Source organism: Klebsiella indica, from assembly GCF_005860775.1.
Lineage (GTDB): Bacteria > Pseudomonadota > Gammaproteobacteria > Enterobacterales > Enterobacteriaceae > Klebsiella > Klebsiella indica.
Window position 1 is genome coordinate 48,677 of the sequence record NZ_VCHQ01000005.1, and the last position, 17,220, is coordinate 65,896.

Annotated in this window: 10 protein-coding genes; 2 read left to right on the forward strand and 8 right to left on the reverse strand. The window is 53.7% G+C overall.

What is annotated here, in order from left to right; genetic code table 11:
• Positions 1-67: 67 nt before the first annotated feature.
• Both malQ and malP read right to left on the reverse strand, forming a co-directional pair.
• Positions 68-2,164: a 4-alpha-glucanotransferase gene (gene malQ / locus FE839_RS03695; protein ID WP_138359272.1), complete on the reverse strand. Its 2,097-nt coding sequence runs from the start codon at positions 2,162-2,164 to the stop codon at positions 68-70.
• Between the two features lie 10 nt (positions 2,165-2,174).
• On the reverse strand, positions 2,175-4,565 hold the full coding sequence (gene malP, locus FE839_RS03700; RefSeq protein WP_138359274.1) for a maltodextrin phosphorylase: 2,391 nt from the start codon (positions 4,563-4,565) through the stop codon (positions 2,175-2,177).
• 621 nt (positions 4,566-5,186) lie between these two features.
• Here malP and malT point away from each other — a divergent pair.
• On the forward strand, positions 5,187-7,892 hold the full coding sequence (gene malT / locus FE839_RS03705; protein WP_138359276.1) for an HTH-type transcriptional regulator MalT: 2,706 nt from the start codon (positions 5,187-5,189) through the stop codon (positions 7,890-7,892).
• A gap of 186 nt (positions 7,893-8,078) precedes the next feature.
• Here malT and FE839_RS03710 read toward each other — a convergent pair whose 3' ends face one another.
• From FE839_RS03710 to glpE, 3 genes are all read right to left on the reverse strand, one after another.
• Positions 8,079-8,837: a DeoR/GlpR family transcriptional regulator gene (locus tag FE839_RS03710; protein ID WP_138359278.1), complete on the reverse strand. Its 759-nt coding sequence runs from the start codon at positions 8,835-8,837 to the stop codon at positions 8,079-8,081.
• A gap of 18 nt (positions 8,838-8,855) precedes the next feature.
• Positions 8,856-9,686, reverse strand: coding sequence for a rhomboid family intramembrane serine protease GlpG (gene glpG / locus FE839_RS03715; RefSeq protein WP_138359280.1), 831 nt, complete (start codon positions 9,684-9,686; stop codon positions 8,856-8,858).
• 184 nt (positions 9,687-9,870) lie between these two features.
• The gene (gene glpE / locus FE839_RS03720) at positions 9,871-10,200 is read right to left on the reverse strand and encodes a thiosulfate sulfurtransferase GlpE (protein WP_138359282.1); all 330 of its coding nucleotides are present in this window, start codon (positions 10,198-10,200) and stop codon (positions 9,871-9,873) included.
• Between the two features lie 201 nt (positions 10,201-10,401).
• Between glpE and glpD the strand changes: the two genes are divergently transcribed.
• Positions 10,402-11,922, forward strand: coding sequence for a glycerol-3-phosphate dehydrogenase (gene glpD, locus FE839_RS03725; RefSeq protein ID WP_138359284.1), 1,521 nt, complete (start codon positions 10,402-10,404; stop codon positions 11,920-11,922).
• Positions 11,923-11,991: 69 nt separating this feature from the next.
• Here glpD and glgP read toward each other — a convergent pair whose 3' ends face one another.
• Genes glgP through glgC form a run of 3 tightly spaced genes read right to left on the reverse strand, consistent with a single transcriptional unit; the run spans position 11,992 to position 17,185 of the window.
• A complete protein-coding gene (gene glgP / locus FE839_RS03730) occupies positions 11,992-14,439 on the reverse strand; it encodes a glycogen phosphorylase (protein ID WP_138359286.1) in 2,448 nt (815 codons plus the stop codon).
• A gap of 17 nt (positions 14,440-14,456) precedes the next feature.
• Positions 14,457-15,890 (reverse strand): glycogen synthase GlgA, encoded by a 1,434-nt coding sequence (glgA, locus tag FE839_RS03735; RefSeq protein ID WP_138359288.1) that lies wholly within the window; start codon positions 15,888-15,890, stop codon positions 14,457-14,459.
• Positions 15,890-17,185 carry a glucose-1-phosphate adenylyltransferase gene (gene glgC, locus FE839_RS03740; protein WP_138359290.1) on the reverse strand — a complete coding sequence of 432 codons (1,296 nt, stop codon included), beginning with the start codon at positions 17,183-17,185 and terminating at the stop codon, positions 15,890-15,892. The genes glgA and glgC overlap by 1 nt, the downstream gene beginning before the upstream one ends.
• Positions 17,186-17,220: the final 35 nt, after the last annotated feature.

The following is a 17,220-nucleotide window of genomic DNA, read 5'->3' on the forward strand; positions in this document are numbered from 1 at the left end:
AAGAGGTGGTTTAAGATTGACCATAAAAAGCCGGGAATATCCCGGCTTTTTATGGTAATTAAGCGACTTATCGGTCCAGCTTCTTCTTTCCCGCTGCCTTACGACGTTTATCCAGATCCTTAATCAGTCTGTTTACCTGCTCATCAGCAAACATCGCCTCCAGCGTGGTGGCAAGTTTACGCCGCCAGTTGGGATATTCCGTGCTGGTTCCCGGAATATTGACAGGCTCAGCCATCTCCAGCCAATCCTCCGGCTGTAGCCCCAGCAGCGCGCTGTTGCTGTCGGCAATATAGCGCTGCATTCCGCGATTCAGGGTTGACGTCATCCCCATCAGCGAGGCTTTATGTCCGCATCGCTTCGGCAAACAGCCGTAGCGATGCAGCGCATCCAGCAATCCTTGTTTCGCCCGCTCGCGCTCCTGATATAACCCGCGTAGCACCACCTCATCCGGATACAGTCCCAGCGATTTCCCCAGCGTCAGGTCGCCACTTTCCCAGTAGCCGCGCAGCGTTGGCAGATCATGCGTCGTTGCCACAGCCATTGATTGCTGCGGATACGCCTTCGGCGCGCGGAAAGTCTTTTCGTGGTCATTTTCAAAATAGAGCACTTTATAAGAGTAAACGCCGCTTTTACGCAGCTTACCGACAATCTCAACCGGCACCGTACCCAGATCTTCACCAATCACCATACAACGATGACGCTGGCTCTCCAGTGCCAGAATCGACAGCAGATCATCCACCGGATACTGCACATAAGCCCCGTGATCGGCCGTCTCACCGTATGGGATCCACCATAAACGCAGCACTGACATTACATGATCGATCCGCAGCGCGCCGCAGTTTTGCATGTTCGCGCGCAGCAGCTCGATAAACGGCTCATAGCCACGCGCCAGGATGATATGCGGATCCATTGGCGGCAGGCCCCAGTTCTGCCCCAGCGGCCCCAGAATATCCGGCGGCGCGCCAACGGAGGCTTTCAGGCAGTACAGCTCGCGGTCACGCCAGGTTTCCGCGCCGCCTTCCGCAACACCGACCGCCAAATCGCGATACAGGCCAATTGGCATGTCGTCGTTTTGGCTGGTGTGCCAGCACCTGGCAAACTGCGTGTAAGCCAGCCACTGCAGCCACAGGTAAAAATTCACCTCATCGGCACGCTCAGTGCAGAAGGCTTTCACTTCCGGGCTATTCGTATCCTGGTAAGCTTTCGGCCAGACCGGCCATCCCCAGTACATTGAATTCTGCTGCATCAGCCAGGCATGCAGCGCGTCAAACGCCGCCTGCCAGTACAGGCTTTCACCCTCCCGGGCGACAAACTGACGAAACGCTGCCATTGTCTCATCATTGCGGGCGGAAAACCCTTTCCATGCCATGCGCAGCGCGGTGAGTTTCAGCGCAGTAACGGCCGTATAGTCCACATCATCGCACTGCCGTGCGGCCTGCAATGCCTGCTGTGTAGCCGGGGATTGCCACCATTTCTGCGCCTCTTTGCTGTGACGGAAATCGTCTACCGCATTGACATCAATATAGATAATGTTGAGCCAGCGGCGCGAAGAGGGGCTATACGGACTGGCGCTCTCCGGGTTCGCCGGATAGAGCGCATGAATTGGGTTAAGGCCAATAAACGAACCGCCGCGACGGGCGATTTCCGGCAACATGGCGCGTAAATCGCCAAAGTCGCCAATCCCCCAGTTCTTCTCCGAGCGCAGGGTATAAAGCTGCACGCAGGTTCCCCACAGTTTCCGGCCATCCTGCAACGCCTGCGGCTCGTAGCAACGCACAGGCGCCACGATGATCCGGCTGTGCCAACGCTCGCCATCCTGGGTCAGCGTCAGGGTGTGATAGCCTTCCGGTAGTCTGGCAGGCAACGGCAGCGCCTCACCGCCGCGCGTCTGGCCTTGATACTGTTTCCCTTCTTCAGTGGTAAGGATCCAGTTGAATTCCCCCTGGCCCGTCACCGGCAGCGACATCCTTTTGCCGTAGGTAAATACCTGCACAACCGGTAGCGGATTAACGGCCACTTTCGTGGCAGTCATCGTACGATGCATCGCATCCAGTAGCCGCTGCTTGGTCGCCGCAGCAATTAACTGCGGCTTACCGTGCGCGTTGATGTAATTTGGGCTTATTCCCGCCGCCAGGGCAGCGTTATCAAGGCGTTTACTCTCCATAGGCCCGTCCTTAGCGTTTTGCCTGCCAGATACGTTGCTGATAATCGCGAATCGATCGGTCAGAACTGAACATGCCGCAGCGCGCGGTGTTCAGAATCGCCGCGCGAGTCCAGGCCTGCTGGTCGCGATATAACTCATCAACCTGCTTCTGCGCCGCGACATAAGCCGCAAAATCAGCCAGCACCAGATACGGATCGCCGCCTTTCAACAAGCTATGCAGCAGTTGTTCAAAGGCATGTTTATCGCCATCGCTGTATTTACCGCTCTCCAGCTCTTTCAGCACCGCATCCAGCAGTTTATCTTTCTTACGCCATTTCAGCGGATCGTAGCCCTTCGCCTTCAGCGCTTTCACCTCTTCCACCGTATGGCCGAAGATAAAGATGTTTTCTTCTCCCACCTGCTCAGCGATTTCTACGTTCGCGCCATCCAGGGTTCCAACGGTCAGCGCGCCGTTCAGCGCCAGTTTCATATTACCGGTACCGGAAGCTTCTTTACCCGCGGTGGAGATCTGCTCGGAGATATCCGCCGCCGGGATCAGCATTTCCGCCGCCGACACGCAGTAGTCCGGCAGGAAGACGACTTTCAGTTTATCGCCCACCTGCGGATCGCTATTGATCGCCGCCGCGACCTTGTTGATCGCCCAAATAATATTCTTCGCCAGATAGTAGCCCGGCGCGGCTTTCGCGCCGAACAGAAACACGCGTGGTACGCGGTCTGTCTGCGGATTTTCGCGGATCTCTTTGTACAGCGCGAGAATATGAAGCAGGTTAAGGTGCTGACGTTTATACTCATGCAGACGTTTAATCTGGATATCGAAAATCGCCTGCGGGTTAATCTCAATGCCGGTACGCCGCTTCACAAACTCCGCCAGGCGAACCTTGTTGGCCTGTTTAATGTCGCGATAAGTCTGGCAAAACTTCGCATCATCGGCATATTTTTCCAGGTTGATCAGCTGATCGAGGTCGTTAACCCACTCTTTCTTCAGCGTCTTGTCCAGCAGCGAAGCCAGAGCCGGGTTGCACAGTTTGATCCAGCGGCGCGGGGTAATACCGTTGGTGACGTTATGAAATTTATTCGGCCACAACTGGTGATATTCCGGGAACAGATCCTTCACCACCAGGTCGGAGTGCAGCGCGGCAACGCCGTTTACCGCAAATCCGCCCACCACGCACAGATTCGCCATACGAACCTGTTTATCGTGAACCACCGCCAGTTTTGCCCATACCAGCTCATCGCCCGGCCAGGTTTTATCCACCAGCGTTTTAAATCTGTCGTTAATCTCTTTGATAATCTGCATATGACGCGGCAACAGCGTTTTCACCAGTTTCTCATCCCAGCACTCCAGCGCTTCCGGCATCAGGGTGTGGTTGGTATAAGCGAAGGTTTTGCTGGTTATCGCCCAGGCGTCGTCCCAGTTCAACTGATGCTCGTCGATCAGCACCCGCAGCAGTTCCGGAATCGCAATTGTCGGATGCGTATCGTTAAGCTGGATCACTTCGTAATCCGCCAGTTCCGTCAGCTTGCGGCCAGCGAGATGATGGCGACGCAGAATATCGGCAACCGAACAGGCGCACTGGAAGTACTGCTGCATCAAACGCAGTTTTTTACCCGCCTGATGGTTATCGTTCGGATACAGAACCTTAGTCAGTTTTTCAGCGTCAATGCCCTGCTGTTCAGCGCGCAGGAAATCACCATCATTGAATTTAGTCAGATTAAAGGGATGCGCGTGTTGAGCCTGCCACAGACGTAGCGGCTGAGCGACATTATTGCGATAGCCAAGTACCGGCAGATCCCAGGCTTCGCCGGTAATCACAAATGCCGGTATCCACTCGCCGCCTTTAGTGACTTTACCACCGAGGCCAACCTGGACATCCAGCGCTTCGTTATGACGGAACCACGGGTAACGGTTACGCCCCCAGTCATCCGGCGCTTCCATCTGCTGGCCGTCAACGAAAGACTGACGGAACAGGCCGTATTGGTAGTTCAGGCCGTAACCGATCGCCGACTGGCCAACGGTCGCCATTGAATCCAGAAAACAGGCCGCCAGACGACCAAGGCCGCCGTTCCCTAAACCCGGATCGATCTCCTCTTCCAGCAGATCGCTCAGATTAATATCATGCGTCTGAAGTTCATCGCTTACCGCCTGATACCAGCCAAGATTAAGCAAGTTGTTGCCGGTCAGGCGACCGATCAAAAATTCCATTGAGATATAGTTTACATGACGCTGACCTTCGGCCGCTTTCGCCACCGGCTGCGCTGACAACATCTCGGACAGCGCACCACTCACGGCACACCACCATTGACGCCGGGTCATCCCGGCAGCGGACTGTAAACCAAAATGCTGCCACTGACGCGTCAGTGCAGCCTGAAACTGAGCTTTGTTAAAAGAAGTCTGTGACATAAGAAATCCGGGTCCTTTACGAAAACGTTAGCGTTAGTGTGCCGACCTCCCGGAGTCACGTCCTCATCCCGCCAGGGATTAGCCGGGGAGGAGTCGCAGGGATGAGCGAAAAGTGTGATAGTGGCCACCGTTATGTTAGCTTACTGGCGAATTATGCGGCAAAAATCGCCATACCGGAACAGCAAATCTCTCCCCCATGATGATGCTGAAATGCGTTACGTGACAGAACAATATAGGTAAGTAAAAGTTTGTTTTGTAAATATGGATAAATAAAAATAAATATTAGAGGAATAAACAGACTTCTATGGAGAAATAGTTCAAAAGAGGGATTCTAAGAAATTACTGATAATAATTTAATAAAAACAAACAACTACTCACATTGTAAAAAAAACGTGCCCTTCAGCCCTCGAAATCCCTCTGAACCCAGCAACCGCGCATACTGGCATCTTTTTATGCACATTTCACTCAGCATATAAATTTGTGACATAGAGCAAATTAAAGAGTATAAATCCCGGACATAACTTGCAATAAAATTCATTCTGGTCAACCTTGTTAGATATTAATTACGAAGCGCAAAAAAAAACGTAACTCCGCCCTTGCACAGCGAAATAATGAAGAACTATGTTGATTCCGTCTAAATTAAGTCGTCCGGTCCGCCTTGAACACACCGTCGTTCGTGAGCGATTACTGGCGAAACTTTCCGGCGCGAACAATTATCGTCTCGCGCTGGTGACCAGTCCGGCAGGATACGGTAAGACCACGCTCGTTGCTCAATGGGCAGCAGGGAAAAATCACCTTGGCTGGTTCTCACTGGATGAAGGTGATAACCAACAGGAGCGTTTTGCCAGTTACCTCATCGCTGCCATTCAACAGGCCACCGGTGGTCACTGTACGGCCAGTGAAACAATGGTGCAAAAGCGCCAGTATGCCAGCCTGCCTTCCCTCTTCGCACAATTATTCATTGAGCTTGCCGACTGGCAGAATCCGCTTTTCCTGGTCATTGATGATTACCACCTGATTAGCAACCCGGTCATTCATGATGCAATGCGCTTCTTTCTCCGCCATCAGCCGGAAAATATGACCCTGGTGGTTCTGTCGCGTAACCTGCCGCAACTGGGGATTGCCAACCTGCGCGTGCGCGATCAGCTCCTTGAAATCGGCAGTCAACAACTCGCTTTTACCCATCAGGAAACCAAGCAGTTTTTTGACTGCCGTCTCAGCTCGCCAATTGAAGCCGACGAGAGCAAACGGCTGTGTGACGATGTTGCCGGGTGGGCCACCGCCCTGCAGTTGATTGCGCTTTCGGCACGAAATAACAATACTTCCGCGCATCACTCAGCCCGACGTCTTGCCGGCATTAACGCCAGTCACCTTTCTGACTACCTGGTCGATGAGGTGCTGGATAACGTTGATCCTCAGACGCGTAACTTTTTGCTGAAAAGCGCGTTACTGCGTTCAATGAACGATGCGCTCATCGTCCGCGTCACCGGGGAAGAGAATGGCCAGATGAAGCTGGAAGAGATTGAGCGCCAGGGATTATTCCTGCAACGAATGGACGATTCCGGCGAGTGGTTCCGCTACCATCCGCTATTCGGCAATTTCCTGCGCCAGCGCTGCCAGTGGGAGCTGGCGGTCGAACTGCCGGATATACACCGCGCGGCAGCCGAGAGCTGGATGGCGCAAGGCTTTCCGAGCGAGGCTATTCACCACGCTCTGGCCGCTGGTGATGCCACCATGCTGCGCGATATTCTGCTCAATCACGCGTGGGGCATGTTTAACCACAGCGAGCTGAGTTTGCTGGAGCAGTCCCTCGCCGCGCTGCCATGGTCAAACCTGCTGGAAAACCCGCGTTTAATTTTGTTGCAGGCCTGGCTTATGCAAAGCCAGCACCGCTATAGCGAAGTGAATACCCTGCTGGCGCGCGCCGAGCAGGAGATGGACCGGGAAATGGATATTGCCATGCATGGGGATTTCAATGCCCTGCGAGCCCAGGTGGCGATTAATGCCGGCGATCAGGACGAAGCCGAACGCCTGGCGATGGTGGCCCTTGATGAACTGCCGCTGGCCAGCTACTACAGTCGTATCGTTGCAACATCAGTACACGGCGAAGTGCTGCACTGCAAAGGCCAGTTGAGCCAGTCGCTGGCGGTCATGCAGCAAACGGAACAGATGTCCCGCCATCATGATGTCTGGCACTATGCGCTGTGGAGTATGATCCAGCAGAGCGAAATTCTGTTTGCTCAGGGCTTCCTGCAGGCCGCCTGGGAGATTCAGGAAAAAGCCTTTCAGTTAATTCGCGAGCAGCATCTTGAGCAACTGCCCATGCATGAATTCCTGTTGCGCATTCGTTCCCAACTCCTGTGGGCCTGGGCGCGCCTGGATGAAGCGGAGACGTCCGCGCGCAATGGCATGAACGTACTTTCCTCCTATCAACCGCAGCAACAGTTACAGTGCCTGACCCTGATGATCCAGTGTTCGCTGGCGCGCGGCGATCTGGATAATGCCCGCAGTCATTTGAATCGTCTTGAAAATCTGCTCGGAAACGGCAATTACCATAGCGACTGGGTATCCAATGCCGATAAAGTCCGGGTGATTTACTGGCAAATGACCGGCGATAAAGCCGCAGCGGCGAACTGGCTGCGTCAGACGCCAAAACCGGAATTTGCCAATAACCACTTCCTGCAGAGTCAGTGGCGCAATATCGCCCGCGCGCAGATCCTGCTCGGTGATTTTGATTCCGCCGAAATGGTGCTGGATGAGTTAAACGACAATGCCCGCTCGCTGCGTCTGATGAGCGATCTGAACCGCAACCTGCTGTTACTCAACCAGCTTTACTGGCAGGCAGGGCGTAAAAGCGAAGCTCAGAAAGCGCTACTGGAAGCGCTCGCGCTCGCCAACCGTACCGGATTCATTAACCATTTTGTCATTGAAGGCGAGACGATGGCGCAGCAGCTACGCCAGTTGATTCAGCTCAATACGCTACCGGAACTGGAACAGCATCGTGCTCAGCGCATTCTGCGCGATATCAACCAGCATCACCGTCACAAATTCGCCCACTTTGATGAAAGCTTTGTCGAACGCCTGCTGAATCATCCGGATGTCCCGGAACTGATTCGTACCAGCCCGCTGACCCAGCGCGAATGGCAGGTACTCGGGCTTATCTATTCCGGCTATAGCAACGAGCAAATTGCCGGTGAACTGGATGTTGCGGCCACCACCATCAAGACCCATATTCGCAATTTGTACCAGAAGCTTGGCGTAGCGCACCGCCAGGATGCCGTACAGCATGCCCAGCAGTTGTTGAAAATGATGGGATATGGCGTATAGCGATAACCGAACTTAATCCCAGGCGGAAAGGCCGCCATCCGCCTGGCGTCTTCCCTTCGCCATCGCCGGCGATAACCCGCGTGTTTGTTAAGCAACCCGCCCTCAGGATCCTCCCCGGCCAGCACAATACGCGCCAGCGGAGAAGTAACAACCTTATCAGCACCAGAGGCCGGAAACCCAACATACTCAGCACAGTTCCAGTTGGAGGTTGTTGTCGGTAATCACCTTCAGCACGCCAGCGGGCGGCATCATATCGGTGTAGATCGCATCAACCATGCTAATACTGCCCATGTTGACCATCGCGTTACGGCCAAATTTCGAGTGATCAACCACCAGCATCACGTGACGCGAGTTTTCAATAATCGCCCGCTTGGTGCGCACTTCGTGGTAGTCAAACTCCAGCAACGAGCCATCGCTGTCGATGCCGCTGATGCCGAGAATGCCGAAATCAAGACGAAACTGGGAGATAAAATCCAGTGTGGCCTCGCCGATAATGCCACCATCCCGGCTACGCAACTCGCCGCCTGCCAGAATAATGCGGAAGTCCTCTTTCGCCATGAGCGTATTGGCGACGTTCAGGTTATTGGTGACGATACGCAGATCGTTATGATTGAGTAAGGCATGCGCCACCGCTTCCGGCGTCGTACCGATATCGATAAACAGGGTCGCGCCGTCGGGGATCTCGCTCGCCACCTTGCGGGCAATGCGCTCTTTTTCCTGCGTCTGTGTCGATTTCCTGTCGTGCCAGGGAGTATTCACCGAACTGGAAGGCAGGGCCGCGCCGCCATGGTGACGCAGAATCATTTTCTGATCGGCTAAATCGTTCAGGTCACGACGAATAGTCTGTGGACTAACGGCAAACTGCTCGACCAGCTCTTCGGTACTGACATATCCCTGTTTTTTTACCAACTCAATAATCGCGTCATGACGTTGTGTTTGTTTCATGAAATATCCTGAGAGCCTCTACGTTCGTTTTCGCCCATTCTGCGTATCAACAAACGCCATCGCCAGCCCGGTCACCAGGCCAGCCACATGCGCGCCGTTCGCAATCGACATGCCGAAAACATCAAACCATCCAGCAATTAACCATACTAAAGAGAAGAGTATTAAGCCTCGCTGTAAATAAATGCCGCTCTGCGGTTCACGCTCCCCCCGCAGCCAGACATAGCCCATCAGCGCATAGACGACGCCCGACAAGCCGCCAAACCAGGGGCCGCTAAACTGATGCTGAACAAAGCCGCTTAACAAGGCGCTAATCACGGTAATCACTACCAGCTTTCCACTGCCAATACGTTTTTCTACCGCCCCGCCGAGATACCACCACCATAACAGGTTGAACAGAATATGCAGCAAGGAGAAATGCATGAGAACATGGCTAAAGTAGCGCCACACTTCAAATTTCAGCGAGGGATCATAGGGCCAGGCCAGCAACAGCATCATCGCCTGATCGCCGAAAACCGTTTGCAGAATAAACACCAGAATACAGGCGAATAAGACGACCCAGGTAAATGGCCCGGCGTTATGGCGAAGCGTTGCTAAAAAGGGGAAACGTTGGTAATGCAATCCGCTATTAGTCTGCCCCGACTGCCAACTGGCGGCCAGGTAACGTGGATCGGCGGGATTTTCCAGAAAACGGGCCAGCTCGGCCTGTACGCGCCCGGCCTGACTCTCATCAGCCAGCCAGATATCGCTCTGAGCATGCTGCTGAATAGTCAGAATAATGCCCTGAGTCGCCATATAGTCGACAAACGCCTGGGCCACGCGCGGATTAGCAAAAGAGGTAATCATTAACATGCAGCGGATCGCTTATTCCACACAAAGGGAGATATTATATACCCTAAATAATTCGAGTTGCAGAAAGGCGACAAGTACACGAATTCCCAGGAGCTTACTCAAGTAAGTGACCGGGATGAGCGGACGTAGCCTACGTATCTGCAGCTTGAAGTATGCCGGGTACAGCCACAACCGACGCTAACGCCTAACGTGCGCCATGTGCGACTTCCGCCGGAAAATGCCGATGCCAGGCATCAAACCCGCCATCGACGCTATAAACCTCCGTGTAACCCTGCTGTAGCAGATACTGCGCGGCACCTTTACTGCTATTGCCGTGATAACACATCACCATAACGGCGGTATCAAAATCGTTATCGCGCATAAATGCCCCCAGCGTGTCGTTGGTCAAATGAAACGCGCCCGGCGTATGGCCCATCGCGTAGCTCTGCGGGTCGCGAATATCCACCAGCACCGCCGTCTGCTGGTGCATTTTCTGATGGGCTTCTTCTACGTTAATACATTCAAAGTGATCCATAAGCTCTCTTCTTATACAGGCAGGCGGCGAAACGCCCCAGATTTTAGCGCCTAGTGTACAGCGTGGCGGTAAATAAACGCCAATATGTTACACGCATCACTCTGAAATGTTTTTTTGATGTTACCAACAGCGTGATTGTTTGCTATATTGAGCGATATCGAACATTTATGAACTTAAACGAAAGCGTGAGAGGTGGCGAGCGTGGAAACCAAAGATCTGATTGTGATAGGGGGAGGCATCAACGGTGCGGGTATCGCAGCAGATGCCGCAGGGCGTGGTTTATCCGTACTGATGCTGGAAGCAAACGATCTGGCCTGCGCGACGTCCAGCGCCAGCTCAAAACTGATTCACGGCGGCCTGCGTTACCTTGAACACTACGAATTCCGTCTGGTGAGCGAAGCGCTGGCGGAACGTGAGGTGCTGCTAAAAATGGCGCCGCATATCGCCTTTCCGATGCGCTTTCGTTTACCGCACCGCCCGCATCTGCGCCCGGCATGGATGATCCGTATTGGTCTGTTTATGTACGATCATCTGGGCAAGCGTACCAGTTTGCCCGGCTCGACCGGATTGCGTTTTGGCGCAGAGTCGGTGCTTAAACCTGAAATTGTGCGCGGTTTCGAATATTCCGACTGCTGGGTCGATGATGCGCGACTGGTACTCGCCAATGCGCAAATGGTTGTACAGAAAGGTGGCGAAGTGCGAACCCGTACCCGTGCCCTCTCGGCTAAACGTGAAAACGGTTTATGGGTGGTCGAAGCGGAAGATCGTGATACGGGCGAAAAGTTCACCTGGCAGGCACGCGGTCTGGTTAATGCCACCGGCCCGTGGGTCAAACAATTCTTCGACGAAGGGATGCACCTGCGTTCACCGTACGGTATTCGCCTGATTAAGGGCAGCCATATCGTCGTGCCGCGCGTGCATACGCAGAAACAGGCTTATATTCTGCAAAATGAAGACAAACGCATTGTGTTTGTGATCCCGTGGATGGATGAGTTCTCGATAATCGGTACCACTGACGTCGAGTATACGGGCGATCCGAAAACTGTTGCTATTGATGACAAAGAAGTTAGCTATCTGCTGAATGTCTATAACGCACACTTTAAAAAGACGTTGTCTCGCGACGATATCGTCTGGAGCTATTCCGGTGTCCGCCCGCTTTGTGATGACGAGTCTGATTCACCGCAGGCGATCACCCGCGATTACACCCTTGATATCCATGATGAAAACGGCCAGGCGCCGCTGCTATCAGTATTTGGCGGTAAGCTCACGACTTATCGCAAACTGGCTGAACATGCGCTGGAAAAACTGGTCCCCTACTACAAAGGTATCGGCCCGGCATGGACGAAAACAGCCGTTCTGCCCGGCGGCGATATCGGCGGCGATCGGGATGACTACGCGGCAAAACTGCGCCGTCGTTTCTCGTTTATCAGTGAGTCAATGGCCCGCCACTATGCGCGGACCTACGGCAGCAACAGCGAAAAACTCCTGGATACAGCCACATCGTTGGCCGATCTGGGGGAAGATTTCGGCCATGAATTTTTCGAAGCCGAACTTACATATCTGGTCGAACATGAGTGGGTTCGCACCCTGGATGACGCTATCTGGCGGCGGACTAAACAGGGAATGTGGCTGACAGCCGAACAGCAGGATCGCATCAGCGAATGGCTGGCGCAGCACGCGGGAAAGTCTGAACGAAAGTCTGAACTTTCGCTGGCGTCTTAGAGACCCGCTCGATTAAGCCAGATAAGATAAAAACGGGGCCGTCTGGCCCCGTTCTCAAGCGTCAAACCGCTACAACCTTACCGGATCGATATACCAGATATGGTCGGCGTACTCTTTAATCGTACGATCGGAGGAGAAATAGCCCATATTGGCGATATTGCGCATCGCTTTAATCGCCCACTCTTCCGGATGACGATACAGCTCATCCACTTTATCCTGGCAATCCACATAGCTACGATAATCCGCCAGTACCTGATAGTGGTCGCCAAAGTTAATCAGCGAATCCAGCAGATCGCGGTAACGACCCGGCTCTGATGGGCTGAACAGACCGGTGCCGATTTGCGTCAGCGCCAGATGCAGCTCTTCATCCTGATCATAATAATCACGCGGCTTGTAACCGCTGGCCCGTAGGGCTTCCACTTCTTCTGCGGTATTGCCGAAGATAAAGATATTCTCTTCACCAACGTGCTCCTGCATCTCAACGTTAGCGCCGTCCAGCGTACCGATAGTTAACGCGCCATTAAGCGCGAACTTCATATTGCTGGTCCCGGACGCTTCCGTTCCCGCCAGCGAGATCTGCTCTGAAAGATCGGCTGCCGGAATGATCAACTGCGCCAGACTCACGCTGTAGTTAGGGATAAACACCACTTTCAGCTTATCGCCAATCTGCGGATCGCTGTTCACCACCGCCGCCACATCATTAATCAAATGAATAATGTGCTTGGCCATGTAGTAAGCGGACGCCGCCTTCCCGGCGAAGATATTCACTCGCGGTACCCACTCCGCGTCAGGGTCGGCCTTAATGCGATTGTAGCGGGTTATCACATGCAGCACGTTCATCAACTGGCGTTTGTACTCATGAATACGCTTGATCTGCACGTCAAACAGCGCCTTCGGGTTCACCACTACATTAAGCTGCTGGGCGATATAGCTCGCCAGTCGCTGCTTGTTTTCCAGTTTCGCCTGGCGCACAGCCTTGTTCACCAACGGGTAATCAATATGCTGTTCCAGTTCCTCCAGTTGACTCAAATCCGTGCGCCAGGTGTGACCAATATTGTCATCAAGCACTTTTGACAGCGGCGGATTCGCCAGCGCCAGCCAGCGACGCGGAGTCACGCCATTGGTCACGTTGGTAAAGCGCATCGGGAAGATTTTCGCAAACTCGGCGAACAGCGACTCCACCATCAACCTGGAGTGCAGTTCCGACACTCCGTTGACTTTGTGGCTAACGACCACCGCCAGCCAGACCATACGAACGCGACGACCGTTGGACTCATCAATAATCGACGTCCGGCCCAACAGCGCGGTATCGTTGGGATATTGCTCCTGCAACGTTTTCAGGAAGTAGTCGTTAATCTCAAAGATGATCTGCAAATGACGCGGCAGGATTTTACCCAGCATATCAACAGGCCAGGTCTCCAGCGCTTCGCTCATCAGGGTGTGGTTGGTATAAGAGAAGACCTGACAGGCCACCTCAAACGCCTCATCCCAGCTAAACTTATGCTCATCAATCAGCAGACGCATCAGCTCCGGAATCGACAGCACCGGGTGCGTATCATTAAGGTGAATGGCGATTTTATCCGCCAGATTGTCGTAGGTTCTATGCAACTGATAGTGACGGCTGAGGATATCCTGCACCGTCGCAGAAACGAGGAAATACTCCTGGCGCAGGCGCAGCTCACGCCCGGAATCGGTAGAATCATCCGGGTAGAGCACGCGGGAAACGTTTTCAGAGTGGTTTTTATCCTCTACCGCCGCGAAGTAATCCCCCTGGTTGAATTTACCCAGATTGATTTCATTACTGGCCTGCGCACTCCACAGGCGCAGCGTGTTCGTCGCATCGGTATCAAAGCCTGGAATAATCTGGTCATAGGCTTCGGCAAAAATCTCCTCGGTTTCCACCCAGCGTGAATTTTTACCTTCCTGCTGAATTCGCCCGCCGAAACGCACTTTATAGCGGGTATTGTGGCGCTCGAACTCCCACGGGTTGCCGTATTCCAGCCAGTAATCCGGAGACTCTTTTTGCCGGCCATCAACAATGTTCTGCTTAAACATGCCGTAGTCGTAACGAATACCGTAGCCACGGCCGGGCAAACCCAGTGTCGCCAGAGAATCAAGGAAACAGGCCGCCAGACGCCCAAGACCACCGTTACCTAATCCGGGGTCGTTCTCCTCATCAATCAGTTCTTCAAGGCTCAGCCCCATCTCTTCCAGCGCGCTGTTGACATCGTTATAGATACCCAGCGACAGCAATGCATTGGACAAGGTACGCCCAATCAGAAATTCCATTGACAGATAGTAAACCTGGCGAACTTCCTGAGAGAGTTGCGCCCGGTTGGAGCGCAACCAGCGCTCCACCATGCGATCGCGAACCGCGAACAATGTGGCATTGAGCCATTCATGTTTGTTGGCGATAGCCGGATCTTTGCCGATGATAAACATCAGCTTATAAGCAATTGAGTGCTTTAACGCCTCAACGCTTAACGTAGGCGATGCGTAGCTAAACGGTGCATTCATAGCTTTGGCTCCTGTGATTACAGCAAGCGTTGATAAAGTTCGCGGTAAGAATTGGCGGCAACCTGCCAGCTAAAATCCATATTCATTGCCTGACGCTGAACATAACGCCAGAGCGACGGGCGCGACCACAAAACAAATGTGCGTCGAATAGCCCGCAGCAGTGACAAAGCGTTGCTGTCTGCAAAAACAAACCCGGTGGCCAGACCGTCGGCGAGGTTCTCCAGCGAACAGTCGGACACGGTATCCGCCAGGCCGCCGGTGCGCCGCACCAGCGGTAGCGTGCCATATTTCAGGCCATACAGCTGGGTTAAGCCACACGGCTCAAAGCGGCTGGGCACCAGAATCACATCGGCCCCGCCCATAATGCGATGCGAAAAAGCTTCATGGTAGCCAATCTGCACGCCGACTTTACCGGGGTGCTCGGCAGCGGCGGCAAGAAACCCCTCTTGCAGAACCGGATCGCCCGCCCCCAGCAGTGCCAGTTGGCCACCCTGCTCAAGCAGGCCCGGTAGCGCTTCAAGCACCAGATCCAGCCCTTTCTGGCTGGTGAGGCGACTGACCACGGCAAACAACGGCGCTTTATCATCCACCTGCAGCCCCATCGCAATTTGCAACTGACGCTTGTTCTCTGCTTTTTCCTCCAGCCGATCGCGATCGTAGCGCGCAGCCAGTAGCAAGTCGCTTTGCGGATTCCAGATCTGGTCATCCACTCCGTTAAGGATCCCGGACAAACGCCCTTCATGCTGACGCTGGCGCAGCAGTCCTTCCATTCCGTAAGCGAACTGCGGCTCTGTAATTTCACGGGCATAGGTTGGGCTCACCGCGGTAATGTGGTCAGCGTAGTAGAGACCGGCCTTCAGGAAGGAGATCTGGCCGTTAAATTCCAGCCCGTGCATGTTATAGAACGACCATGGCAGTTCAATGTCATTCATATGCCACGAGTAAAACATTCCCTGATAGGCCAGGTTATGCACCGTAAAGACCGATTTCGCCGGATGGCCACGTGCCGCCAGGTATGCTGGCGTCAGTCCCGCATGCCAGTCATGGGCATGAACAACATCAGGACGCCAGAAGGGGTCCAGACCACAGGCCATTTCGCTGCCTACCCAACCCAGCAGCGCAAAACGCAACACGTTATCGGTATAGGCGTGCTGATTCGTATCGTGGTAGGGACTCCCCGGACGATCGTAAAGATGCGGAGCATCAATCAAATAGATGCCCACGCTATTGAAATGGCCAAACAGCAGCGTAATCGGCCCGGCGAAAGTCTCCCGGCGAGTCACCACCTGTGCATCGGTAATACCGCGGCGGATATCGGGAAACGCGGGCAGCAGTATGCGCGTATCCACGCCGCCCGCAATTTGCGCCGCAGGCAGCGCGCCTATCACATCCGCCAGCCCACCGGTTTTTAACAGCGGGAACATCTCTGAACACACATGTAATACCTGCATTAGCGCTCCTGTGGGTACCCCAATGTCCGCAGCATATCGCGAGTAACCAGCACGATACCTTCCTCCGAGCGGTAGAAACGACGAGCATCCTCTTCCGCATTCTCACCAACCACCATACCTTCCGGGATCACGCAGGCCCGGTCAATAATACAGCGACGCAGACGGCACGAACGGCCAACCCAAACCTCCGGCAACAAGACCGCCGAGTCAATATTACAGAATGAATTCACCCGCACGCGCGGGAACAGTACCGACTGCACGACAACAGAACCGGAGATAATACAGCCGCCGGAGACCAGCGAATTCAGGGTCATTCCGTGGCTCCCCGAACGGTCCTGGACAAATTTTGCCGGTGGCAAAGGTTCCATATGAGTACGAATCGGCCAGTTTTGATCGTACATATCCAGTTCAGGGGTTACCGAAGCCAGGTCGAGGTTCGCTTTCCAGTACGCCTCCAGGGTTCCGACATCGCGCCAGTAGGGCTCGGATTGTGGATCTGACTGCACGCAGGAGAGCGGGAAGGGATGTGCATAAGCCATGCCAGTTTTAGTAATTTTTGGAATGATGTCTTTACCAAAATCGTGGCTGGAAATGTCGTCACTGTCGTCTTCTTGCAGAAGCTCGTAAAGATAATCAGCATCAAAGACATAAATTCCCATACTTGCCAGTGACTTGCTGGCATCGCCGGGCATTGCCGGAGGGTTAGCCGGTTTTTCGACAAAATCGATGATCTTATCGTTCTCATCTACCGCCATCACGCCAAACGCCGATGCTTCTTCGATGGGCACAGGCATACAGGCCACGGTGCAACGTGCGCCTTTTTCGACATGATCGATAAGCATGCGCGAGTAGTCCTGCTTGTAAATATGGTCGCCTGCGAGGATAACCACATACTCGGCCTTATAGCGGCGGATAATATCGAGGTTTTGCGTCACCGCGTCTGCTGTGCCGCGATACCAGTTTTCCCCCTTCATTCTTTGCTGGGCGGGCAATAGATCGACAAACTCGTTCATCTCTTCATTGAAAAACGACCAGCCGCGCTGGATATGCTGCACCAGCGTATGGGATTGATATTGAGTGATAATGCCGATGCGGCGAATACCTGAGTTAATACAGTTAGATAATGCAAAATCGATAATGCGGAACTTACCGCCGAAATGCACGGCAGGTTTCGCGCGTTTATTGGTTAAATCCTTCAGACGGGTACCACGCCCCCCGGCAAGGATCAGCGCAACAGATTTGATCGGCAACTGACGCGCCAGCATCAACGGATCATTCTTTTCTATTCCAACCATAATTAACTCCTTTTTTACTCCCCAGCTTGCCTGCC